Origin of the sequence: Dyella sp. EPa41 (assembly GCF_016586165.1) — a bacterium.
Taxonomy (GTDB): Bacteria; Pseudomonadota; Gammaproteobacteria; order Xanthomonadales; family Rhodanobacteraceae; genus Dyella.
This window is the reverse complement of the sequence record NZ_BCPR01000062.1, coordinates 1-21,274: the sequence shown is the minus strand read 5'-3', so window position 1 is coordinate 21,274 and position 21,274 is coordinate 1. Positions and strand designations below refer to the sequence as shown.

Annotated in this window: 19 protein-coding genes, 1 tRNA gene and 1 pseudogene; 14 read left to right on the top strand and 7 right to left on the bottom strand. The window is 65.7% G+C overall.

Features of this window, described 5'->3' with window-relative positions:
- Positions 1-53 precede the first annotated feature (53 nt).
- From moaC to JMF82_RS16915, 6 genes and pseudogenes are all read left to right on the top strand, one after another.
- Entirely contained in the window at positions 54-548 is a 495-nt protein-coding gene (gene moaC, locus JMF82_RS16935; RefSeq protein ID WP_255560167.1) for a cyclic pyranopterin monophosphate synthase MoaC, read from the top strand.
- A complete protein-coding gene (locus JMF82_RS16930; protein ID WP_201315723.1) occupies positions 545-1,144 on the top strand; it encodes an NTP transferase domain-containing protein in 600 nt (199 codons plus the stop codon). Before moaC ends, JMF82_RS16930 begins: the two co-directional genes overlap by 4 nt.
- Positions 1,141-1,383 carry a MoaD/ThiS family protein gene (locus JMF82_RS16925; protein ID WP_201315722.1) on the top strand — a complete coding sequence of 81 codons (243 nt, stop codon included), beginning with the start codon at positions 1,141-1,143 and terminating at the stop codon, positions 1,381-1,383. Before JMF82_RS16930 ends, JMF82_RS16925 begins: the two co-directional genes overlap by 4 nt.
- A pseudogene (locus JMF82_RS22070) lies at positions 1,383-1,784 on the top strand (molybdenum cofactor biosynthesis protein MoaE); the annotation flags it as partial. The gene JMF82_RS16925 and the pseudogene JMF82_RS22070, both read left to right, overlap by 1 nt.
- Positions 1,782-2,948: a HesA/MoeB/ThiF family protein gene (locus JMF82_RS16920; RefSeq protein ID WP_236585532.1), complete on the top strand. Its 1,167-nt coding sequence runs from the start codon at positions 1,782-1,784 to the stop codon at positions 2,946-2,948. The pseudogene JMF82_RS22070 and the gene JMF82_RS16920, both read left to right, overlap by 3 nt.
- A 298-nt stretch (positions 2,949-3,246) precedes the next feature.
- The gene (locus tag JMF82_RS16915; RefSeq protein ID WP_201315720.1) at positions 3,247-7,131 is read left to right on the top strand and encodes an ATP-binding protein; all 3,885 of its coding nucleotides are present in this window, start codon (positions 3,247-3,249) and stop codon (positions 7,129-7,131) included.
- A gap of 253 nt (positions 7,132-7,384) precedes the next feature.
- Here JMF82_RS16915 and JMF82_RS16910 read toward each other — a convergent pair.
- Positions 7,385-7,469 (bottom strand) — tRNA-Leu (locus JMF82_RS16910).
- Between the two features lie 252 nt (positions 7,470-7,721).
- Here JMF82_RS16910 and rnr point away from each other — a divergent pair.
- The 4 genes from rnr to sugE all read left to right on the top strand — a co-directional run bounded on the left by rnr (position 7,722) and on the right by sugE (position 11,689).
- Positions 7,722-10,211 (top strand): ribonuclease R, encoded by a 2,490-nt coding sequence (gene rnr / locus JMF82_RS16905; RefSeq protein ID WP_201315733.1) that lies wholly within the window; start codon positions 7,722-7,724, stop codon positions 10,209-10,211.
- Positions 10,208-10,954, top strand: a complete 747-nt coding sequence (rlmB, locus tag JMF82_RS16900) for a 23S rRNA (guanosine(2251)-2'-O)-methyltransferase RlmB (protein ID WP_201315719.1) — start codon at positions 10,208-10,210, stop codon at positions 10,952-10,954. Before rnr ends, rlmB begins: the two co-directional genes overlap by 4 nt.
- Positions 10,951-11,238: a hypothetical protein gene (locus JMF82_RS16895; RefSeq protein WP_201315718.1), complete on the top strand. Its 288-nt coding sequence runs from the start codon at positions 10,951-10,953 to the stop codon at positions 11,236-11,238. The genes rlmB and JMF82_RS16895 overlap by 4 nt, the downstream gene beginning before the upstream one ends.
- 127 nt (positions 11,239-11,365) lie before the next feature.
- On the top strand, positions 11,366-11,689 hold the full coding sequence (sugE, locus tag JMF82_RS16890; RefSeq protein WP_201315717.1) for a quaternary ammonium compound efflux SMR transporter SugE: 324 nt from the start codon (positions 11,366-11,368) through the stop codon (positions 11,687-11,689).
- A gap of 110 nt (positions 11,690-11,799) precedes the next feature.
- Here sugE and phoU read toward each other — a convergent pair whose 3' ends face one another.
- From phoU to rnt, 6 genes are all read right to left on the bottom strand, one after another.
- A complete protein-coding gene (phoU, locus tag JMF82_RS16885; RefSeq protein ID WP_038619467.1) occupies positions 11,800-12,531 on the bottom strand; it encodes a phosphate signaling complex protein PhoU in 732 nt (243 codons plus the stop codon).
- 98 nt (positions 12,532-12,629) lie between these two features.
- Positions 12,630-13,445 (bottom strand): phosphate ABC transporter ATP-binding protein PstB, encoded by an 816-nt coding sequence (gene pstB, locus JMF82_RS16880; RefSeq protein ID WP_201315716.1) that lies wholly within the window; start codon positions 13,443-13,445, stop codon positions 12,630-12,632.
- Complete coding sequence (pstA, locus tag JMF82_RS16875) at positions 13,438-14,313, bottom strand: phosphate ABC transporter permease PstA (RefSeq protein ID WP_201315715.1); 876 nt, start codon at positions 14,311-14,313, stop codon at positions 13,438-13,440. The genes pstB and pstA overlap by 8 nt, the downstream gene beginning before the upstream one ends.
- The gene (gene pstC / locus JMF82_RS16870; RefSeq protein ID WP_201315714.1) at positions 14,313-15,329 is read right to left on the bottom strand and encodes a phosphate ABC transporter permease subunit PstC; all 1,017 of its coding nucleotides are present in this window, start codon (positions 15,327-15,329) and stop codon (positions 14,313-14,315) included. The genes pstA and pstC overlap by 1 nt, the downstream gene beginning before the upstream one ends.
- A 189-nt stretch (positions 15,330-15,518) precedes the next feature.
- The gene (gene pstS, locus JMF82_RS16865; RefSeq protein ID WP_201315732.1) at positions 15,519-16,538 is read right to left on the bottom strand and encodes a phosphate ABC transporter substrate-binding protein PstS; all 1,020 of its coding nucleotides are present in this window, start codon (positions 16,536-16,538) and stop codon (positions 15,519-15,521) included.
- 188 nt (positions 16,539-16,726) lie between these two features.
- A complete protein-coding gene (gene rnt, locus JMF82_RS16860; RefSeq protein ID WP_111982140.1) occupies positions 16,727-17,386 on the bottom strand; it encodes a ribonuclease T in 660 nt (219 codons plus the stop codon).
- A gap of 226 nt (positions 17,387-17,612) precedes the next feature.
- On the opposite strand from rnt, the gene JMF82_RS22065 reads away from it, so the two are divergent.
- From JMF82_RS22065 to JMF82_RS16840, 4 genes are all read left to right on the top strand, one after another.
- The gene (locus JMF82_RS22065; protein WP_236585530.1) at positions 17,613-19,238 is read left to right on the top strand and encodes a hypothetical protein; all 1,626 of its coding nucleotides are present in this window, start codon (positions 17,613-17,615) and stop codon (positions 19,236-19,238) included.
- Between the two features lie 184 nt (positions 19,239-19,422).
- Entirely contained in the window at positions 19,423-19,773 is a 351-nt protein-coding gene (locus tag JMF82_RS16850; RefSeq protein ID WP_201315713.1) for a hypothetical protein, read from the top strand.
- A 205-nt stretch (positions 19,774-19,978) separates the two neighbouring features.
- Positions 19,979-20,662: a carbonic anhydrase gene (locus JMF82_RS16845; protein WP_201315712.1), complete on the top strand. Its 684-nt coding sequence runs from the start codon at positions 19,979-19,981 to the stop codon at positions 20,660-20,662.
- Between the two features lie 14 nt (positions 20,663-20,676).
- Positions 20,677-21,274: SulP family inorganic anion transporter (locus JMF82_RS16840; RefSeq protein ID WP_201315711.1), on the top strand; the 598-nt coding region annotated here is incomplete at its 3' end.

Genomic DNA, 21,274 nt, shown 5'->3' with positions numbered 1-21,274 from the left:
TCGCCGCTGCTTGCGAGGCCGATAATCACGCCATGCCCGAGCCGGAATCCATCGTGACCTCTTCCACAGCCAAGCTTTCCCACGTCGACGAATCGCAGCAGCCGCGCATGGTGGACGTTGGAGGCAAGCCGGTGACCCACCGCGTGGCGCAGGCCAGGGCGCGGGTCACGTTTCCCCCTGACGTCGCCCGGGCCCTGCGCGAGGCCGGCCACGTGACGCGCAAGGGCGCGGTGATCACGGTGGCGCAGATCGCCGGGGTCATGGGCGCCAAGGCGACGCCGCAGTTGATCCCCCTGTGCCACCCGCTGGCGATCGACCGCTGCGACGTGGTCATCCGGATGGAAGGCGACGATGCGCTGGTCGACTGCACGGTGTCATGCCACGGCAGCACGGGCGTGGAGATGGAAGCGCTGACCGGCGCCAGCATCGCGGCCCTGACCATCTACGACATGTGCAAGGCGCTCTCGCACGACATCGTGATCGGTGACATCCGCCTGATGGGCAAGACGGGCGGCAAGCATGATTTCAGCGCCAAGGAGACTGCATGAGCGATCGGCGTCCCCCCCTCTATGGGCTGCTGCTCAGCGGCGGCGCAAGCCAGCGCATGCGGCAGGACAAGGCGGCATTGCCCTATCGTGGCGAGCCGCAGCTGCTGCGCGCCTGGCGATTGCTCGAGCGCGTCACCGAGCGCAGCTTCCTGTCGGTACGCGATGACCAGCGCGACGATCCGTTGCGTGCCGGCTTGCCACAGATCGTGGACAGCTATGACCCGATCGGTCCGGCCGCCGGCATCCTTTCCGCGCAGGATCGCTTTCCAGGGGCGGCATGGCTGGTCCTGGCCTGTGATCTTCCGCTGCTCGATGAGCACACCTTGCAGCAGCTCGTCGACGCGCGGGACGTCCTCGCCGATGCCACGACCTTTGTCAGCCGCCACGATGGCCTGCCCGAACCGCTGTGCGCGATCTGGGAGCCATCCAGCCACGCGCTGCTGAAGCAACGCTACGACGACGGCAGTTACTGTCCGCGCAAGGCCCTGATCCAGTCGCGCATCGTGCAGCTGGCGGCGCCAGGCGAGGCATTGGACAACGTCAACACGCCCGAAGAGCGCGAAGAGATGCAGCATCGACTGGAGTCGCCGGCATGACCGTGGTGAACCTGCAGTACTACGCCCAGCTGCGGGAGCAGGCGGGCGCCTCCAGTGAACAGGTGCGCACGGCGGCCACCTCGTTGCAGGAGCTCTACGAGGAGTTGCGCGCCAGGCACGGTTTCTCGCTGGGCCCGGACACCTTGAAGGTGGCCGTCAACGCGCAGTTCAGCGCGTGGGACCGCCCCTTGCGCGACGGCGATACCATCGTCTTCATTCCACCGGTGGCGGGCGGCTGATGCGTTTTCGTCTTTCCACCGAAGCGGTCGATACCGCGTCATTGCGTGACGGCCTGAAGCATCCCGGCAGCGGCGGCTTTTGCGCGTTCGAAGGTTGGGTGCGCGACAGCAATGAAGGCCGTGATGTCGATGGCCTTGAATACGAGGCGTACGCCGAGCTGGCCGAAACGGAGGGCGATCGCATCGTCGGCGAGGCCATCGAGCGCTATGGCGTGACCGATGCGCTCTGCGTGCACCGCATCGGCGATCTCGGCGTGGGCGATCTCGCCGTATGGGTGGGCGTGTCCGCCGCGCATCGCGACGAGGCGTTTCGGGCCTGCCGCTACATCATCGATGAGATCAAGCATCGCCTGCCGATCTGGAAGAAAGAGCATTACCTCACGGGCGATACCCAATGGGTGGCGTGCACCCACGTGTATCGGGCGCACGAACACGAGCACGACGCAGGGCATGCCCATCATCATCACGGCGAACGCCATGCCGCGCGGCCTTTTGCGCCGGACTACTCGCGCCAGCAGGTATTGCGCGAAGTGGGTGAAGCGGGCCAGGCGAAGCTTTCCGCGTCGCGTGTCCTGGTGATCGGCGCCGGCGGCCTGGGCTGCCCCGCCATCAGCTACCTGGCGGGCGCGGGCATCGGCACGCTCGGCATCGTGGACGGCGATCGCCTGGAAGCGAGCAACCTGCATCGGCAGACGCTTTACGGCGCGCGGGACATCGGCGAGTTCAAGGCCGTGCTCGCCGCACGAAGGGTGGCGGAGCTCAACCCCACGGTGTCGGTGCAGACGTGGACCGAACCGTTGCACGCCGGCAATGCCGTCGAGCTGTTCCGCCAGTTCGACCTGGTGCTGGAATGCACCGACGACATGCGCAGCCGTTACCTGAGCAGCGACGCGGCCGTCCTCAGCGGCACACCGTTGATCCTGGCCAGCGTGTACCAGTACGAGGGGCAACTGCAGGTCGTGACCGCGCGCCCCGGCGAGCCCTGCCTGCGTTGCCTGTGGCCGCACGAACCCGCGCCCGAGGCCGTCGGCAGCTGCGTGCTGTCCGGCGTGCTGGGCCCCGTGCCGGGCGTGTTCGGCACGATGCAGGCGATGGAGGCGCTGAAGCTTCTGCTCGATCTTCCGCGCCCCCGGGAGCCTGTCCTGCTGTTGTTCAACCTGCTCGATGTCACGTTGACGCGGCTGCCGATCGACGCGGCGAGCGGGTGCGCTGTCCACGGTGGCTGCGTGGCGGTGGCGAGCTCATCCATGGCGCACGCGCTGGATGAGCGGGAGATCGACCTGGTGTTCGACAACCTGGAGCAGGCCGTCCTGGCTGGCTATCGGCTGGTCGATGTGCGCGAAAGCGAGGAGATCGCGCACGAGCCTTTGGACGGCCTGCCTTCGCTGCACATCCCGTCCTCGCAGGTCATGGCGCGCGTGGGTGAACTGGGCGACGGCCCGATCCTGCTGGTCTGCGCGAGCGGGCGTCGCAGCGGACATGCGGCCCGCTTGCTGCGCGCCAGCGGTTTGCGCCAGGCCTATTCGCTGGAAGGCGGCGTGCTGTCGCTGCGCGTAGCCGGGTAAGCCGTTGGCGTAGCCATCATGCGAAGCCGCGGACATGGATGGCCGCCGCAGGCGGGTGCCACTGCCCAGCCTTCGTCCGGCGGGCAACGCAACAGCGAGCGCGACCACATGACGGAGCGGTAGCGATCGCCGCCCGGCGCACCGTACGGAAGTCCGCTGGAAATTTCACGCCAGGAACACTGCCGCAACGGCAAACCGTTCGGTGCTTACGCTCGCCTGGCGCATCGCGCCGGCATCACGACAGGCGAAAGCGGAATCGGGTGGCCGTGCCACCATCGCGCAACCTGACGGAAGGGCCATGAGCGATCCCGAGATGCTGGAGTTCGACCGCCGGGCGGACGACGCCGCTGACTTTGTACCTCGCGGCGCCACGGAAGGACTCGTCGGCGGTGGTGAAATGGGCGCACGCACGCGTGCATTCGACTGGTCGGGCACGGCGGTCGGGCCGCGAGACGCGTGGCCGCAGAACCTCGCCACCGCGGTCAGCATCTGCCTGGGTTCCCGCCACCCGATCGTGATCTGGTGGGGCAAGGAGCACCTGACCCAGTTCTACAACGATGCATACATTTCCTTTCTCGGCGATGCGAAGCACCCGGCGGCGCTGGGTCAGTCGGCGCGCGACTGCTGGCACGAGATCTGGCCCATCATCGAGCCGATGCTGGACGGCGTGTTCGCCACGGGCGAGGCGACATGGTCGGAGGATTTTCTCTACGTCATCGATCGCCAGATTCGCCACGAAGAGGGCTATTTCACCTTCTCCTACAGCCCGATCCGTGATGCGGGTGGCGCCATCGACGGCATCTTCTGCGCCTGCAGCGAGACGACCGGCAGGGTGATCGGCGAACGCCGGCTGCGCACCTTGGGCGAGCTCAGCCGCTTCGATGTGCAGGCGACCGCGGAAACCGCCTGCGAAGTCGCCGCGGCACGGCTTGCCGGCAACCCGGCGGACATTCCGTTTGCCTTGATGTACCTGCTGGACGATGCCCGTCGCAGCGCGCGCCTGGTGGCAACCACCGGCCTGCGCACGGGCGATGCGGCCGCCGTCGGCGAGATCGACCTCTCCGCCATGGACGTGGGAGCCACCTGGCCGCTGGCGCGCGTCCTGCGGACGGGGGCGGGCGAACTGGTATCGGGGTTGAGTGACCGGTTCGGCGCGTTGCCGGGCGGCCCCTGGCCCGAACCGGCCGATACGGCGCTGGTGGTGCCCATTCCTGCGCCGCTGCAGGCGCTTCCCGCCGGCCTGCTGGTTTGCGGACTGAGCCCGCGACTGGTCGCGAATGCCGACTACGCGAGTTTTGTCGAGCTCGTCGCCGGGCATGTCGGCGCTTCGGTGGCGGCGACGCGCGCCTACGCCGAGGAGCGCAGGCGTGCCGAGACCTTTGCCGCGCTGGATCATGCCAAGACGCAGTTCTTCGCCAATGTCAGCCATGAGTTCCGCACGCCGCTCACCTTGATGATCGGCCCGCTGGAGGACGCGCTGGCCAGCGTCGACCTTTCTTACGCGGATCGGGAGCGCCTCAGCGTCGCGCACCGCAACTCACTGCGCTTGCTGAAGCTCGTCAATTCGCTGCTGGACTTCTCGCGGATCGAAGCGGGCAGGGCGCGGGCGTCATACCAGCCTACCGACCTCGCCATGTTCACGGCGGACCTGGCGAGCAATTTCCGTGCTGCCTGCGAGCGCGCAGGCCTGGGCTTTGTCGTCGACTGCGTTCCATGGGGCGAACCGGCCTACGTCGACCGCGACATGTGGGAGAAAATCGTCCTGAACCTGCTTTCCAACGCGTTCAAGTTCACGTTCGAGGGCGAGATATCGATTGCGCTGCACGCCGCGGACGGCGCGGCCGAACTCGTCGTGACGGATACCGGCGTCGGCATTCCCGGGCATGAGCTACCGCGTGTGCTGGAGCGCTTCCATCGCATCGAGGGGCAGGCGGCGCGAACGCATGAAGGCAGCGGCATCGGCCTTGCGCTCGTGCACGAACTGGTCAAGCTGCATGGAGGCACCCTCAAGGCGGAGAGTGAAGTTGGCCGCGGCACGCGCCTCAGCGTGAAGATCCCGCTGGGTTCGGGTCATCTCCCGCGCGAGTGCATCGCCAGCGCTGCCGGCCTGGCCTCGACTTCCATTCGTGCCGATGCCTACATCCAGGAAGCACTGCGCTGGTTGCCCGATGTGGCTACCATGGTCGGCGAGACGGCCGCGTTGGGCTCCCTGGCCACCGTGGTCCCCGCCGAAGACGGCGTGCAGGTCCTGGTGGCCGAGGACAACGCCGATATGCGGGGCTATGTATGCCGGCTGCTGGGGCACCATTACGACGTACGGGCGGTGAGCGACGGCGAGGCGGCGCTCGTCGCCATGCGGGAGCGACGCGCCGACCTGGTGATCGCCGACTTGATGATGCCCCGCTTGGACGGCATGGGATTGCTTCGCGCCATCCGCGACGAGCCGCAGTGGAATGGCATCCCCGTGGTGTTGCTGTCCGCGCGCGCGGACGATGAATCGCGCACCGAAGGCCTTCGTGCGGGCGCCGATGACTATCTGGTCAAGCCGTTCTCGGCCGGCGAGCTGGTGGCGCGCGTGTCAGCCCATCTCGGGCTCTCTCGAATTCGGCGCGAAGCGAACCAGCAGTTGCGCGAGAACGCCGCATGGCTGGATGGCCAGCGCGAGGCCCTGGCCTCCGCGGTGGATGGCGCGCCGTTGGCCGCCTCGCTGGACATACTGGTCCATACCGTGGTCAAGGCGATGGGCAAGGACGCCCGGGCGGCGTTCTTTCTCGCCGACAGCGATGGCGCGTCGCTGTTCCACGTGGTGGGCATGCCACCGGACTACGTCGCCATCGTCGACGGCATCCGGATCGGCCCGGAGTCGCTTGCGTGCGGCCTGGCCGCCCATCGCGGCGTGGCCGTGCTCACCGCCGACGTACAGCAGGATCCCAGTTGGGAGTCATGGCGTTGGCTGGCGGAACGCTACGACTACCGCGCGTGCTGGAGTTTTCCCATCCATACAGAAACGGGCAAGTTCATGGGCACGCTCTCGATCTATTTGCGAGCACCGCGCGAGCCGACGGAGCGTGACCTGGAACTCGCCGTGCTCGTGACCGATACGGCCTCCATCATCATTTCGCGCAACAAGGTGTTGCAGGAGCGCGAGCGCGCCGAGCAGGCGCTGCGCGAAAGCGAGGCGCGCCTGCTTGCCGCGCTCAAGGCGGGGCGGATGGCGTACTGGACGTGGAACGGCGAGGCCACGGTGGCCTCGCACACCATGGACGAACTGCTTGGCCTCATGCCTGGACAGTCGTGGCAGGATGACGGGAGCTTCGCGCTCCTCCATCCTGACGATCGCGAGAGGCATCGTTCGCTGGTGGAGCAAGGCCACCGGGACGGGCAAGGCTGGCACAGCATCTTTCGCATCATCCGCGCGCGCGATGGCCAGGTCGCATGGCTGGAAGAACGTTGCGAACCGTCGCGCGACCCGGCCACCGGCGAGCTTCGTATGGCGGGGCTGGTCTGGGACATCACCGACCAGAAGGTGGCCGAAGAACGCCAGAAGGTGCTGGTGGCCGAACTGCAGCACCGTACGCGCAACCTGCTCGGCGTGGTGCATTCGCTCACCGAGCGAACGCTTGCGGGTTCGTCCTCGCTCGAAGATTTCCACGTGACGTTCCGGGAAAGGCTGGACGCGCTGGCCCGCGTGAACGGGCTGCTCTCCCGGCTCAACGAAGGGGATCGCATCACGTTCAGCGAACTGGTGCGCACCGAGCTCTCGGGCCACGGCGTCGCGGACGCGGCAAGCCATGGCGGCCAGGTCGAGCTGGCGGGGCCCGAAGGCGTCAAGCTGCGATCGTCCACGGTGCAGACACTCGCGCTCGGCTTGCACGAGCTGATCACCAACGCCGTGAAGTACGGTGCGCTTTCGCCCGGCGGAGGGCGCCTGTCGATCCACTGGTCCGTCGAACGGATGCCCGACGGGATCCGGAGGCTCAGGGTGGAATGGCTGGAAACCGGCGTGACCATCGACCCTGCCGGGGGTGGCGCAGAGCGCAAGGGCTATGGCCGGGAGCTGATCGAGCGCGCCTTGCCTTACCAGCTCCAGGCGGAAACGTCCTACGCCCTCACATCCGACGGCGTGCGTTGCACGATCACCTTGCCGGTTTCCACCGTGCACGAAACGCCTCCTCGTGCCTGACATCTTGCGCGTGGACGCCGTGTGCTGATCGCGGCAAGGCGAACAACGCACAGGCGGAAGCCGGTGACTCACCGGAAACCACACGATGGTTGTCCTGCAGGGGAACGGCGGTGGGTGCGCGGTGCCGGCTCATGGGCGCGAGTACCGATGCGCATCCATGGGATCATGATGCCCGCGCCTGGTGCGCAGCGCCCGCGCATCGCCGGTGACCGGAAACGAAAAAGCCCGCATCGCTGCGGGCTTCTTCTATAATTGGTGCCCAGGAGAGGACTCGAACCTCCACGGTTTTACCCGCTAGTACCTGAAACTAGTGCGTCTACCAATTCCGCCACCTGGGCAGGTGTCACGCTGTGCTTTGTCAGCTGCGTGAGCCGCGTAGATTAGGCATGTGACGGTGAGTTGTCAACTATTCTTTCACTGATTTTTGATCGGACCGCGGCGTTCGCGGCCCGGCCCTAAGAAAAGGCATGGATGTGACCCGAAAAAAAGAACCACGCAACCGCAAGCAGGACGCCAAAGGCAGCCCCGTAGCGCCGAAAAAGAGCACACGGCGCACGGCGCTCGATCCGTCGAAAGGACGGGTGGGCCAGATGGACGATCCGCATGCCGAACGCGAGGCACAACGTTATGAGCGCCCCATCCCCAGCCGCGAAGCGATCCTCGCCTTGCTGGAATCGCGGGGAGAACTGCTGACCGAGGCGCGCATCGCCGAGTCGCTTTCCCTTTATGACGAATACGAACTCAATGCACTACGCAAGCGCCTGGGGGCGATGGTGCGCGACGGCCAGCTTCTGCTTGGCCGCCGTGGCGGCTACGCACCGGCGAACAAGCTGGACCTGATCCCGGGCGTGGTGCTCGCCAACGCCGAAGGCTACGGTTTCCTGCGACCCGACGATGGCGGCGACGACCTCTATCTTTCGCCCCAGCAGATGCGCCTGGTATTGCATGGCGACCGCGTGCTCGCCAGCGTGGTCGGCATCGACCGGCGCGGCCGCAAGCAGGGCGCCATCGTCGAAGTGCTGCAGCGCCGCTCGCCGCGCCTGGTGGGGCGTGTCGTGCTGGAGAACGGCGTGATGCTGGTGGCGCCCGACGACCGGCGCCTGCACCAGGACGTGATGATCCTGCCCGGGCAGGACATGGGCGCTCGCGCGGGCCAGATCGTCGTCGCCGAGATCACCCAGCCACCGTCGGCCCATCGCGGCCCGCTTGGCGCCATCCGCGCCGTGCTCGGCGAACGTCTGCAGCCGTCGTTGCTGGTGGAGATGGCGATCGCCAGCTACGACCTTCCGCACGAATGGCCGGACGCGGTCACACGCGAGGCGTCGCAGGTCGAGCCACAGGTCACCGCCGCCGAGCGCGAAGGGCGCGTGGACCTGCGCTCGCTGCCGCTGGTGACGATCGACGGTGCCGACGCCAGGGATTTTGACGACGCCGTCTACGCCGAGCCGCGTCGTGGCGGCGGCTACCGCCTGGTGGTCGCGATTGCCGACGTGTCGCATTACGTCCCGGTCGGGTCCGCGCTCGACAAGGAGGCCTACGAGCGCAGCACGTCGACGTATTTCCCCGGTTTCGTGGTGCCGATGTTGCCGGAGACGCTCTCCAACGGCATCTGCTCGCTGAACCCCAAGGTCGAGCGCCTGTGCATGGTGTGCGACATGGTGGTCAGTGCCGAAGGCGAGGTCACGCGTTCGAAGTTCTATGACGCCGTGATGCGCTCCCACGCGCGCTGCACGTACGACCGCGTGTGGCAGGCCATCGGGCTCAACGATGCCGATGCGCGCCATGAGCTGGCCGACGTGATGCCCCAGCTGGAGCATCTGCACGGCCTCTACAAGCTGATGGCGGCGCAGCGCAAGCGTCGCGGCGCGATCGACTTCGAGACGCCCGAGGTGAAGTTCCGCCTCGACCAGCGTGGCGAAGTGGAGGCCATGGGCGCCACCGAACGCAACGACGCGCACAAGCTGATCGAGGAATGCATGATCGCCGCGAACGTGCAGGCGGCGCTGTTTCTCGAAAAGAAGAAGATCCCGGCGTTGTTCCGCGCGCACGAGCCGCCGCCGGCCGAGAAATACGAGGACCTGCAGCAGTTCCTGCGCGAGTTCAAGTTGCGCATGCCGCCGGTGGGAGAAGTGACCCCGGGCGACTTCGCCGATGTGCTGCGCCTTGTCCACGACCGCCCGGAACGCGAGCTGATCCAGTCGGTGTTGCTGCGCGCGCAGAGCATGGCGGCCTACCAGCCGGACAATCGCGGTCACTTTGGCCTCGCGCTCGAGGCATATGCGCATTTCACCTCGCCGATCCGCCGCTATCCGGACCTGCTGGTGCACCGCGCGATCCGTTATGCCATCGCGGGCGGCAAGCCGTCGGGCTACAGCTATACGCCCACCGAGATGGCGGCGATGGCGGTGCACTGCTCGCAACGCGAGCGCCGCGCGGAAGAGGCCGAGCGCGATGTGGACGAGCGCTTCAAGTGCGCGTGGATGTCCAAGCACGTGGGCAGCGAGTTCGATGGCACGGTAACCGGCGTCACGTCGTTCGGCCTGTTCGTCGAGCTGGACGAGTCGAAGGTGTCGGGCCTGGTGCACATCAGCCAGCTCTCCAACGACTACTATCACTTTGATCCGGTGCGCCACCTGCTGAAGGGCGAGCGCAGCGGCGCACAGTTCCGCCTGGGCGACCACGTGCGCGTGCAGGTGCTGCGCGCCTCGTTGGAGGATCGCAAGATCGACTTCCGGCTGGTGTCGCCCCGCAAGGAGAAAGCGCCCGAGCCAACGCGCGGCGAACGTCGTTACGACTACGCCGGCGCAGGTGAACGCTATTCGTTGCCGCAACGCGGCGGACGCAAGGCGACGGAACGGGCTGCGGCGCGCGATAATGCCGCCCCCGCGTCGACGCTGCCGCCCTTGCCGCCGCTGGAACGCAAGGCCGTGCCCAAGGCCACCGGCAAGTCCGCGGAAGGCAAGGGCGTATTCGCCAAGGTGAAGTCGGCAGCCAAGGGCAAGCTCAAGGCCGCGAAGGACGCGGCATCCAAGGCGGCCTCCAAGGTCCGCAAGACCAACAAGAAGAAAGGCAAGCGATGAGTGAGAGTTGGATCGTCGGGATCAATCCGGTCGAAGGCGCGCTGAGCAACGACGCGTCGCGCGTGCGCGAGCTGCTGGTGGAACAGGGGCAGCGCAACGCGCGCGTGCAGGAGTTGGCCACGCGTGCCAAGGCGTTGAACATTCCGGTGCATCATCGTCCGCGCGAACAGCTGGACAAGCTGGCGGGCGAAGCGCGTCACCAGGGCATCGCGGCGCGCTATGAAGCGCCGCCGATGGGTGGCGAGAACGACATCGCCGGTTTGCTCGAGGCCGCCGGCAACGAGGCGCTGGTGCTGGTGCTGGACGGCGTCACCGATCCGCACAACCTGGGCGCCTGCCTGCGCAGTGCCGCCGCGGCGAAGGCCACCATGGTGATCGTGCCCAAGGACCGCGCCGTGGGCCTCACGCCGGTGGTGCGCCGTGCATCGGCCGGCGGTGCCGATCGCGTGCCGCTGATTGCCGCCACCAACCTGGCACGTGCATTGCGCACGCTGAAGGACGCGGGTGTGTGGATTACGGGCCTGGCCGGCGACACCGATACCTCTGTCTACGGCATCGACATGAAGGGGCCGGTCGCGCTGGTGCTGGGCAGCGAAGGCGAGGGCATGCGCCGCCTCACGCGCGAAACCTGCGATTTCGTGGCGAAGATCCCGATGCCGGGTGTGATGGAGAGCCTCAACGTCTCCGTTGCCGCCGGCGTCGTCCTGTTCGAGGCCTTGCGTCAAAGGAGTGAAAAGCGATGACCTTTCTGTGGCACGACTGGTGTGGCTATATCGGCGTGGCGCTGGTGCTGCTCGCGTTCCTGTTGCTGCAGGCCCACAAGCTGCACGGCAACGGCTTGCTGTACCAGCTGATGAACATCCTGGGCGCGCTGGGCGTGATCTTGTCGCTGGTGTTTGGCGCGGCGATGAACTGGCCGGCGTTCCTCATGCAGGTCGCGTGGATCGTCATCGGCGTGTACGGCATCGTGCATTCCACTCGTGCAAGGCGCGAGGCTCGCGAACTGGGCAGCAAGATCTCGTCCTGAAAGGGCGTTCAGGCGGCTCATGTAGAATGACGTGACTGGCCCTGCAACGGGGCCAGTCTGCGGGGACGACCCCGCATGCATGCTTTATCGCGGGGACGACCCTGCTCTTGTCCAGAGGAGCGGTCTCATGCCCTGGATCTATCTTGCCCTTGCCGGACTGTTCGAAGTGGTCTGGGCGGTGGGGCTCAAGTACACCGAAGGCTTCAGCCGCTGGTGGCCCAGCGTGATCACCGTGTCGGCGATGACAGCCAGCATCATCCTGCTGGCGATGGCGGTGAAGACGCTGCCGATCGGCACGGCCTATGCGATATGGACCGGCATCGGCGCCGTGGGCGCGGTGTTGCTCGGCATCGTGCTGTTTGGTGATACGGCGTCGCCGCTGAGGTTGGCGTGCGTGGCGCTCGTGGTACTCGGCATGGTGGGGTTGAAGCTCACCAGCGGGGCGCACTGACCGGGCTTTCCACTGTAGGAGCGCACCCAGTGCGCGATAACCAGACGAAGCGGTGACGATGAGGCTCCGTGGTCGCGCACTGGGTGCGCTCCTACCGTGTCTTGTCTTGCTCAGTCCTTGTTGCCCAGCTTGGTCAGCTCGGGGTTCGAGGTGAAATCGCGCTTGGCGCGTTGCGCCGTGAGCGGTTCGCCGTTGACCTGGTACCAGATGCTTTCGGCGATGTTGGTCGCGTGATCGCCGATGCGCTCGATGTTCTTCGCCATGAACAGCAGGTGCGTGCACGGCGTGATGTTGCGCGGGTCTTCCATCATGTAGGTGAGCAGCTGGCGGAAGTAGCCGGTATAGGCCTCGTCCAGCTCGGCGTCGTCCTTCCATACCTGGTAGGCGCGCTCGGCGTCGCGGTCGCGGTAGGCGACCAGCACGTCGCGCACTTCCTGCGCGGCCAGCTCGGCGAGATAGCCCAGGCCGCTGGTCGGGCTGACCGGCGCCACCATCGACAGCGGGATGGAGCGCTTGGCGACGTTGGCGGCGTAGTCGCCGATGCGCTCGATGTCGGCCGCGATGCGCAACGCCGCGAACACGTTGCGCAGGTCACCGGCGATGGGCGCGCGCAGCGCCAGCAGGCGCACCACGTCGTGGCTGATTTCCTGCTCCAGCAGGTCGATGGCGTCGTCGTTGTTGACCACGTGCTGGGCGGCGCGCTCGTCGCGGCGGTCGATGACGTCGATGGCCGCTTCCAGCTGGCTCACCGCGAGCTCGCCCATGCGGACGATTTCGCCGGTGAGGCGGGTCAGCTCGTCGTCGTAGCTCTTGATGATGTGTTCTTTGCTGCTGCCGCTCATGTGAGTTCCCAGAGAATAGAGAATCGGGAATAGAGAATAGGGCGGGCTAGGCGGGCTCTTTACTATTCCCGATTCACTCTTCCCTATTCCCTGCTTAATCAACCGAATCGACCGGTGATGTAGTCCTCGGTCTGCTTCTTGCTCGGCTTGGTGAAGATCTGCTCGGTACGGTCGAACTCGATCAGCTCGCCCAGGTACATGAAGGCGGTGAGGTCCGAACAGCGGGCCGCCTGCTGCATGTTGTGGGTGACGATGACGATGGTGTACTCGTTCTTGAGCTCTTCCACCAGCTGCTCGATGCGGCCGGTGGCGATCGGGTCCAGCGCCGAGGTCGGCTCGTCCAGCAGCAGCACTTCGGGCTTCAGCGCGATGCCGCGGGCGATGCACAGGCGCTGCTGCTGGCCGCCGGACAGGCCCAGCGCGCTCTGCTTGAGCTTGTCCTTCACTTCGTCCCACAACGCGGCGCTGCGCAGCGCCTGCTCGACGCGGATGTCCATGTCGGCGCGCGAGAGCTTCTCGTGGTGGCGGATGCCGTAGGCCACGTTCTCGAAGATGGTCATCGGGAACGGCACCGGTTTCTGGAACACCATGCCCACCTTGCTGCGCAGGCGGTTCATGGAATAGCCGGTGTCGAGGATGTTCTCGCCGTCCAGCACGATCTCGCCCTTGGCTTCCAGCTTCGGGTAGATCGCATAGATGCGGTTGAAGATGCGCAGCAGGGTGGACTTGCCGCAGCCCGACGGGCCGATGATGGCCGTCACCTTCTTCTCGGGGATGTCCATGCTGATGCCTTTCAGCGCATGGAAGCCGTTGTAGTAGAAGTGCAGGTCGCGCACCTTGATCTTGGTGGGCGCGATCGGGGCAGGCGAAGCCGCGGACTGCGGGTGGATGCCGGCGGCGGCGGACTCAGTCATGGGACACCTTGGAGCGGGAAAGGACCAGACGGGAAGCAAGGCTCAGCAGCAGCACGAACATGGTGAGCACGAACGCGCCGGCCCAGGCGATGGCGTGCATCGCCTCGCCCGGGTCGTTGGCGTACTGGTAGATCACCTGGGGCAGGCTGGACATCTTGTCCATCGGATTGACGGTCATGTAGTTGTTGCCGAACGCGGTGAACAGCAGCGGCGCGGTCTCGCCGCTGATGCGCGCGAGCGCCAGCAGTACGCCGGTGATGATGCCCGAGCGGGCCGAGCGCATCAGGATCTGCGTGGTCAGCTTCCACTGCGGGATGCCCAGCGACAGCGAGGCTTCGCGCAGCGTGGAGGGCACCAGGCGCAGCATTTCATCCGTGGTGCGCACGATCACCGGCAGGGCGATCAGCGCCAGCGCCACGCCGCCGGCAAGGCCGGAGAACGTGGTATTGCCCGAAGTAAGTGCGGTGGTCGGCAGCACGATGATGGTGTAGACGAACAGGCCCAGCACGATCGACGGCGCCGACAGCAGGATGTCGTTGAGGAAACGGATCGACTCGCCCAGCCGCGTCCGGTTGGCGTATTCGGCCAGCCACGCACCGGCCAGCACGCCGATCGGCGTGGCGATGAGGATGCCGATGAGGTTGATGATGAAGCTGCCGACCATGGCGTTCGCCAGGCCGCCGTCCTCGCCGTAGGCGGTGATCTTGGTGAACAGCTTGAGCGTCAGCGCGCCGATGCCCTGGCGCAGCGTTTCCCACAAGATCCACGCGAGGAAGACCAGGCCGAGCACCGTGGCCATCGTGCTGAGCGTCAGCGCCAGCGCATTGGTGAAACGGCGGCGCAGATAGAGGCTGGAGTTGCCGGCCATCAGCGACCCTCCTTGTGGGCGAGCTGGCGCAGCATCCAGCGAGCGATCAGCAGCACGATGAAGGTCACCACGAACAGCAGGAAGGCCAGCGCCATCAGCGTGGACTTCTGCAGGCCCGCGGCCTCGCTGAACTGGTTGGCGATGGTGGAGGCGATCGAGGCGCCCGGATCGAGGATGGATGCGGAGAACTGCATCGCGTTGCCGAGCACGAAGGTCACCGCCATGGTCTCGCCCAGCGCGCGGCCGAGGCCGAGGAAGATGCCGCCGATCACCGCCGAACGGGTGTAGGGCAGCACGATGTCCCAGGACACTTCCCAGGTGCTCGAACCCAGCGCATACGCCGATTCCTTCAGGCGCGTGGGCACCGTCTGGAACACTTCGCGCATCACCGAGGAGATGAACGGGATGATCATCACCGCCAGCACGATGCCCGCGGTGAGCACGCTGGCGCCGAAGGGGTAGTCGCTGCCGAACAGCTTGCCGACGAAGGTGTGCTGCGCCACCCACGACAGCTTGCCGTCGTCGGGCTTGTTGCCCAGGTAGTTGGTGAGCCAGGGCTTGATGTGGTCGGCGAAGAAGGGGGCGAAGATGAACAGGCCCCACATGCCGTAGATGATCGAAGGGATGCCGGCGAGCAGTTCGATGGCCGAGGCCACCGGCGTGCGCAGCCAGGTCGGCGCTACTTCGGAAAGATAGAGCGCCACGCCGAAGCTGATCGGCACGGCGATGAGCAGGGCGATCACCGAGGTGGCGATGGTGCCGTAGACGGGAACGAGCGCGCCGTAGGTGTCCGAACCCGGATCCCACGCCGAACTGAACAGGAAATGCCAGCCGAAGGTGCCGAACGCGTGGCGGCCGCCCCACAGCGTGGCGCCGGCGGCGCCGAGCAGGCTGGCCAGCACGAGCAGGGCGCAACCCTTGAGCAGCCAGGAGAACAGGCGGTCATGTCGCGCGTCGCGATGCGCGCGTTCCTCCTGGACCATGGTCGAGGCGACGGCGCCTACATTCGCTTGCATGTGATTGCGATCCCTCTCGTGGCTGTCGGCCGGGCCATACAGGCCCAGCCGACCTTTGACGATGCGCCGTTACGGGGCGCCTTTCAACAGCAGGCCGCCCGAGGTGAGTCGGGCGGCCCCATGCCGTGCGATCAAGCCTTAGGGTAGGGCCCGCCGGTTGCCGTAGCATGACCGGCGAGACGTGACGCCTCAGTGCTTGTATTCGGTGCTCCAGTAAGCCTCGATCTTCTTGACCAGGCTGTCCGGCAGCGCGACATAGTCGAGCGAGGCGGCGTCCTTCTGGCCGTTCTCCAGCGCCCACTTGAAGAATTCGAAGGCCACCTTGGTGTGCTCGGCGTTCTTCGGCTTCTTGTACATCACCACCCAGGTGGTCGCGGTGATCGGCCACGCCTGCGCACCCGGGGCGTTGGTCATGATCACGTTGAAGTCCTTGGCGCTGCCCCAGTCGGCGGTGGCGGCGGCAGCGGCGAAGGCATCGGCGCTCGGCGCGATGACCTGGCCGGCAGCGTTCTTCAGGTTCACCCAGCTGATCTTGTTCTTCACGGCATAGGCGTATTCGACGTAGCCGATCGAGCCCTTGATCTGCTTGACGTACTGCGACACGCCTTCGTTGCCCTTGCCGCCCACGCCGGTCGGCCAGTCAACGGCGGTGCCGAACTTCACCTTGCTCGCCCACTCCGGGCTCACCTTCGACAGGTAGTTGGTGAAGTTGAACGAGGTGCCCGAACCGTCCGAGCGGTGCACGACGGTGATCTTGCCGGCCGGCAGGTTCACGCCGGCGTTCAGCGCGGCGATCTTGGGGTCGTTCCACTGCGTGATCTTGCCCAGGAAGATGTCGGCGAGCGTGGCGCCGTCCAGCTTGACCTGGCCGGCCTCGATGCCGTTGATGTTGACCACCGGCACGATGCCGCCCACCACGACCGGGAACTGGCCCAGGCCGAACTGGGCGAGATCTTCAGCCTTCACCGGTGCGTCGGTCGCGCCGAAATCGATGGTGCCTTCCTTGATCTGCGCCACGCCGGCGCCCGAGCCGACGGACTGGTAGTTGAGCTTGTTGCCGGTCTTCTCGGCGTAGCCGGCGGACCACTTGGAGAGCACCGGGTAGACGAAGCTCGAGCCTGCGCCCGTGATGTCGGTAGCGTGAGCCGCCATGCCGAACATCGAGGCCGCGGCGAACACGGCAGTGGTGAGGTATTTGGTTGAGGTCAACACGGTGGCTCCTTGAGCGATAAGGGTCTCGGGGGATTCCCGCCCGCCGCTATTTCATGCGTGCCGTGTTGCAATGAAATGAGTTCAATGTTTCAGCTATATGACAATGCGCAAGTCTTGTCATACAGCGCTGATAAAAAAGGGATTAAGCCGGCCCCCCGGCAAGGGCGGCCAGGCCGCCCCGGCTTTTACAGCGACTCAACGCCGATCTGCTCGCGCTCGAACACCTCGAGCCGGCGCCAGCGGTTGATGATGGTGCAGAACAGCTCGGCCGTGCGCTCGGCGTCATAAATGGCCGAATGCGCCTCGCGCGTATCAAAAGGAATGCCCGCGGCCTGCACGGCCTTGCTCAGCACCGTCTGGCCAAACGCCAGGCCGCTCAGGGTAACGGTATCGAAGCAGCTGAAAGGATGGAACGGATTGCGCTTGTGGCCCACGCGGCGCACGGCGGCATTGAGGAAACCCAGGTCGAAGGCCGCGTTGTGGCCCACCAGGATGGCGCGCTGGCAATCCATGTCGCGCATGGCGTCGCGGATGGGCTTGAACACGTGATCCAGCGCCAGCCGCTCGTCCAGCGCGCCGCGCAACGGGTTGTCAGGGTCGATGCCGGTGATTTCCAGCGAGCGCGGATCGATGTTGGCGCCCGGGAAAGGCTGCACATGTGCCGATACCGCCGGCGTCGGTTGCAGGTAGCCCTCGGGTGTCATGCGCAGGACGACGGCGGCGATCTCCAGCAGCGCATCGCGCTCGGCGTCGAAGCCCCCGGTTTCCACATCCACGATCACCGGCAGGAAGCCGCGGAACCGTTCGGCCATGCGGCCGGCCATGCTGTTGCAGAGGTTTTCCATGGCCCAAGCATAGCAGCCGCCGCCGGACCCACGCGGACGCGGGCCGCCGCAGGCGATCGTTAGCCATCCGTTGGCGGGCCCGGGCGCAGCGGTGTCTTGGTTCTGTCACATAACGTGCATGTAACGGTAAAGACGCAGCCGCATCCTGCGCAGCGATCGTGCTTGGACGGCCGGAGATCGAAAGGGGGCGGTCCAGGTGGTTCCTACCTACATGCGGAGAATATCCATGCGTTCCAAGTTGCTCGCGGTAGCCGTTGCTGCCGGTTTGGGCGTTACCAGCTTCCACGTCATGGCCGATCCGGCCCAGGCGAAGTCGACCTCGAAGACCACGCAGTCTTCGCAGTCCGCTGAAATCGAAGCGTTGAAGGCCCAGTTGCAGGCCCTGCAGGCGAAGGTCGTCGAGCTGGAGCAGCGTACGGATGCCCAGTCCGACATCAACGTGTCCACCGGCCAGGCCGTGGAGCAGGTGCAGAAGCAGGTTGCCGCAACCGACACGCAGATGAAGAAGTCGGCCGACAAGATTGCCTACAAGGGCGTGAACATCACGCTCGGCGGCTTCCTGGCGGCTGAAACGATCTACCGTTCGGCCCAGGAAGGCGCGGACATCGCTTCCAACTACAGCGCGATCCCGTACAAGAACGTGCAGACCCAGCACATGGCCGAATTCCGCATGAGCGCTCGCCAGAGCCGCCTGTCGGCCCTCGCGCAGGGTGACGTGGACCCGAACACGCATCTCGCCGGCTACATCGAAATGGACTTCCTGGGTGGCGCCCAGACCGCGAACTCGAACGAATCCAACTCGTTCAACCCGCGCATGCGCAACGTCTACCTGACCTCCGACTGGGACAAGGAAGGCCTGCACCTGCTGGCCGGCCAGAACTGGTCGCTGCTGACGCTCAACAGCAAGGGCATCACCCCGCGCACCGAGCTGACCCCGCCGCAGATCGACGCCCAGTACCTGCCGGGCTTCACCTGGGCGCGCCAGGCGCAGATCCGCCTGGTCAAGGATTGGGACAAGAAGTACTGGCTGGGTATCTCGATCGAGAACCCGCAGACCACGTTCTACACCAGTCCCAACCAGGCCAAGGCGCCGGTGCAGCAGACCGCCTACAACATCACGGCGGGCTCGGGCTTCGACTCGGCCAACACACTGTCGCTCAACCACATCCCCGATGTCATCGTGAAGTTCGCGATGGATCCCGGCTACGGCCATTACGAAGTGTTCGGCCTGGGCCGCGCCTTCTACAACCGCTACGCCGTCAACGGTTCGTACAAGAACCATGACACCTACGGTGGCGGCTGGGGCTTTGGTGCCGTGCTGCCGCTCATCGACAAGACCCTGGACTGGCAGATCTCCGGCATGGCCGGCAAGGGCATCGGCCGCTACGGCAGCGCCCAGCTTTCCGACGTGACCTTCAGCCCGAACGGCAACCTGGCTCCGATCAAGGAGAACATGATACTGACCGGCCTGACCTGGCACGCCAACTCGGACGTGGACGTCTACCTGTTCGGCGGTCGCGAGTCCGCGACGAAGAAGGACTTCCAGTACGGCAACGTGGCGCTCGGTTACGGCAACCCGGCCTACAACAACAGCGGTTGCGACACCGCCGGTGCCGCTGCGGCCACCTGCGTGGGCAATGCCAAGGACATCTGGCAGGGCACCGCCGGCTTCTGGTGGAAGTTCTACCAGGGCAAGTTCGGCAAGATGCAGTTCGGCGCGCAGTACTCGCACACCGAGAAGGAGGCGTTTGCCGGCCAGGGCTTCGTCAACGGCGTGCTCACCAACGGTGCCGCTTCGCCGAAGGCCAAGGAAGACATGTTCTTCACCTCCTTCCGCTACTACCCGTTCTAAGCGCTACGTCTATCGCAAGGGAGTTCGACCCAAGGATGGAGAAACGGCGGGCCTTGCCCGCCGTTTCTTTTTTTTCGTTTCGTGCATTGGATGGCTAAACGTTTCCTGAGTTGGCGCACGAAATTTGTCATGACGTCATCGCAAACACTTGCGATGCATGACTGCTTTCCGATAGTTTGGACGCATGACCTCGCGTCGCCTCTCTTCTCCTTTTGCCGCATGGCTCGCCTACGTGTTCAGCGTTTTGCTGCTGATCGGCGTGCCCGTGCGTCCGCTTCCCGCGTCGACGCCGACGCAGGCGGCCGAGAAGAGTGCACTCGTCATCACCATGACGGATGACGTGCAGGATGATGTCGATGGATCCGGGCTGTGCTCGCTCGACGACAACACCAGCGGTGGGATGGACGACATCCTCCACCCCTTCGATGCCGCGCACTTGTGGGCTCCCATGCCCGTCGGTCCTCCGGTGGCCGGTGCCCACGACGTGGGGCCCCATGCTTCCTCCCGGCTGCTGCGCCCGCCTGAAGCAGCCTGATTGACGCCGCTGTCCCTGTAAGGGACGTGCACGGATTTTCCGCGTGCATGACACATCGGCGCCTGCCTCCCTGAGTCGTTGATTGCTGCGCGCTGCGTGCGCCCGCGGCCCGTCACGGCCATTCCCATCATTCCAAGTCTCCCGGTGCCGCGTCGGCGCATGGCGCGTCGTGGCATCGCACCCGATTTTTGCCTGGAGTTTTCGCATGAAGCGTTTGATCGAAGGTTTCGAACAGTTCCGCAATGACGTTTTTCCCGCACAGCGCGAGGTATTCCGCAAGCTGGCCGGTGGCCAGAGCCCCAACACGATGTTCGTCACTTGCGCCGATTCGCGCGTGATGCCCGAGATGATGTTTTCCACGCAGCCGGGCGAGCTGTTCGTCTATCGCAACATCGGCAATATCGTGCCGCCGTATGCGCAGCACGTAAGCGGCGTGGTCGCAGCGATCGAATACGCGGTAAAGGTGCTCAAGGTCGGCCATATCGTGATCTGCGGGCATTCCGATTGCGGTGCGATGAAGGCGCTGCAATACCCCGAGCTGGTGCAGGACATGCCGTCGGTGGCGGCGTGGATGAAGCACGCCGACGTGGCGCGCTACGTCGTCGAGCAGAATGGGCCCGATCTGCAGGGACCCGAAGGCCTGCGCTGCCTCACCGAGGAAAACGTGGTGGGGCAACTGGAGCATCTGCGCACCTTGCCCGCCGTGGCAGCCGCGCTCGCGAGCGGCCAGCTGAGCATCCACGGCTGGGTCTATGACATCGCCCATGCGGAGCTGAAGGCGTTCGATGCGCAGCAAGGCTGTTTCGTGGCGATCGAGCCCGGCAAGGGCAGAGTGCCTGAAGCCACGCCGCATGCGCGCTTCTCGATGCCCACCGCGTCGGCCGCGTGAGGAACGTCGCCGTGATACCGCGTTATTTTTCGCAAGGACTGTTCGGTCGTGATCTGCTCGGTTCGGTCGTGGTGTTCCTGGTGGCGTTGCCGCTGTGCATGGGCATCGCCATTGCCTCGGGCATGCCGCCGGCCGCCGGACTGATCACCGGCATCATCGGTGGCGTGGTGGTCGGCGCCATCGCGGGCTCGCCCTTGCAGGTCAGCGGGCCTGCCGCGGGTCTTGCGGTGCTGGTGTTCGAGCTGGTGCGTGAGCACGGTGTCGCTGCGCTCGGCCCCGTCGTATTGCTGGCGGGCCTGATCCAGATCGCCGCCGGCTTGTGTCGTGCCGGCGTGTGGTTCCGCATGTGCTCGCCAGCCGTCGTCGCCGGCATGTTGTCGGGCATCGGCGTATTGATCGCGGCTTCCCAGATGCACGTATTGATGGATGCAGTACCCAAGGCGCGCGGCCTCGAGAACTTCGCCGCGTGGCCGGGTGCACTGGTCGATGCCGTGCAGGGCGAGAGTGGAAGCCTGGCCGCGTTGGGCGTAGGCGTAGCCACCATCGTCATCATGCTCGGCTGGGAAAAACTGCGTCCCGCGAAGCTGCGTTTCGTGCCTGGCGCCTTGTTGG

What these genes read in the sequence shown, in the direction of transcription:
- JMF82_RS22065 (WP_236585530.1), top strand. Translation starts at nt 17,613, where the DNA reads ATGCGTTCCAAGTTGCTCGCGGTAGCCGTTGCTGCCGGTTTGGGCGTT.
- JMF82_RS16895 (WP_201315718.1), top strand. Translation starts at nt 10,951, where the DNA reads ATGACCTTTCTGTGGCACGACTGGTGTGGCTATATCGGCGTGGCGCTG.
- pstC (WP_201315714.1), bottom strand. Translation starts at nt 15,329, where the DNA reads ATGCAAGCGAATGTAGGCGCCGTCGCCTCGACCATGGTCCAGGAGGAA.
- rnt (WP_111982140.1), bottom strand. Translation starts at nt 17,386, where the DNA reads ATGGAAAACCTCTGCAACAGCATGGCCGGCCGCATGGCCGAACGGTTC.
- rlmB (WP_201315719.1), top strand. Translation starts at nt 10,208, where the DNA reads ATGAGTGAGAGTTGGATCGTCGGGATCAATCCGGTCGAAGGCGCGCTG.
- pstB (WP_201315716.1), bottom strand. Translation starts at nt 13,445, where the DNA reads ATGACTGAGTCCGCCGCCGCCGGCATCCACCCGCAGTCCGCGGCTTCG.
- JMF82_RS16915 (WP_201315720.1), top strand. Translation starts at nt 3,247, where the DNA reads ATGAGCGATCCCGAGATGCTGGAGTTCGACCGCCGGGCGGACGACGCC.
- JMF82_RS16850 (WP_201315713.1), top strand. Translation starts at nt 19,423, where the DNA reads ATGACCTCGCGTCGCCTCTCTTCTCCTTTTGCCGCATGGCTCGCCTAC.
- JMF82_RS16845 (WP_201315712.1), top strand. Translation starts at nt 19,979, where the DNA reads ATGAAGCGTTTGATCGAAGGTTTCGAACAGTTCCGCAATGACGTTTTT.
- pstA (WP_201315715.1), bottom strand. Translation starts at nt 14,313, where the DNA reads ATGGCCGGCAACTCCAGCCTCTATCTGCGCCGCCGTTTCACCAATGCG.
- phoU (WP_038619467.1), bottom strand. Translation starts at nt 12,531, where the DNA reads ATGAGCGGCAGCAGCAAAGAACACATCATCAAGAGCTACGACGACGAG.
- sugE (WP_201315717.1), top strand. Translation starts at nt 11,366, where the DNA reads ATGCCCTGGATCTATCTTGCCCTTGCCGGACTGTTCGAAGTGGTCTGG.
- rnr (WP_201315733.1), top strand. Translation starts at nt 7,722, where the DNA reads ATGGACGATCCGCATGCCGAACGCGAGGCACAACGTTATGAGCGCCCC.
- JMF82_RS16925 (WP_201315722.1), top strand. Translation starts at nt 1,141, where the DNA reads ATGACCGTGGTGAACCTGCAGTACTACGCCCAGCTGCGGGAGCAGGCG.
- JMF82_RS16930 (WP_201315723.1), top strand. Translation starts at nt 545, where the DNA reads ATGAGCGATCGGCGTCCCCCCCTCTATGGGCTGCTGCTCAGCGGCGGC.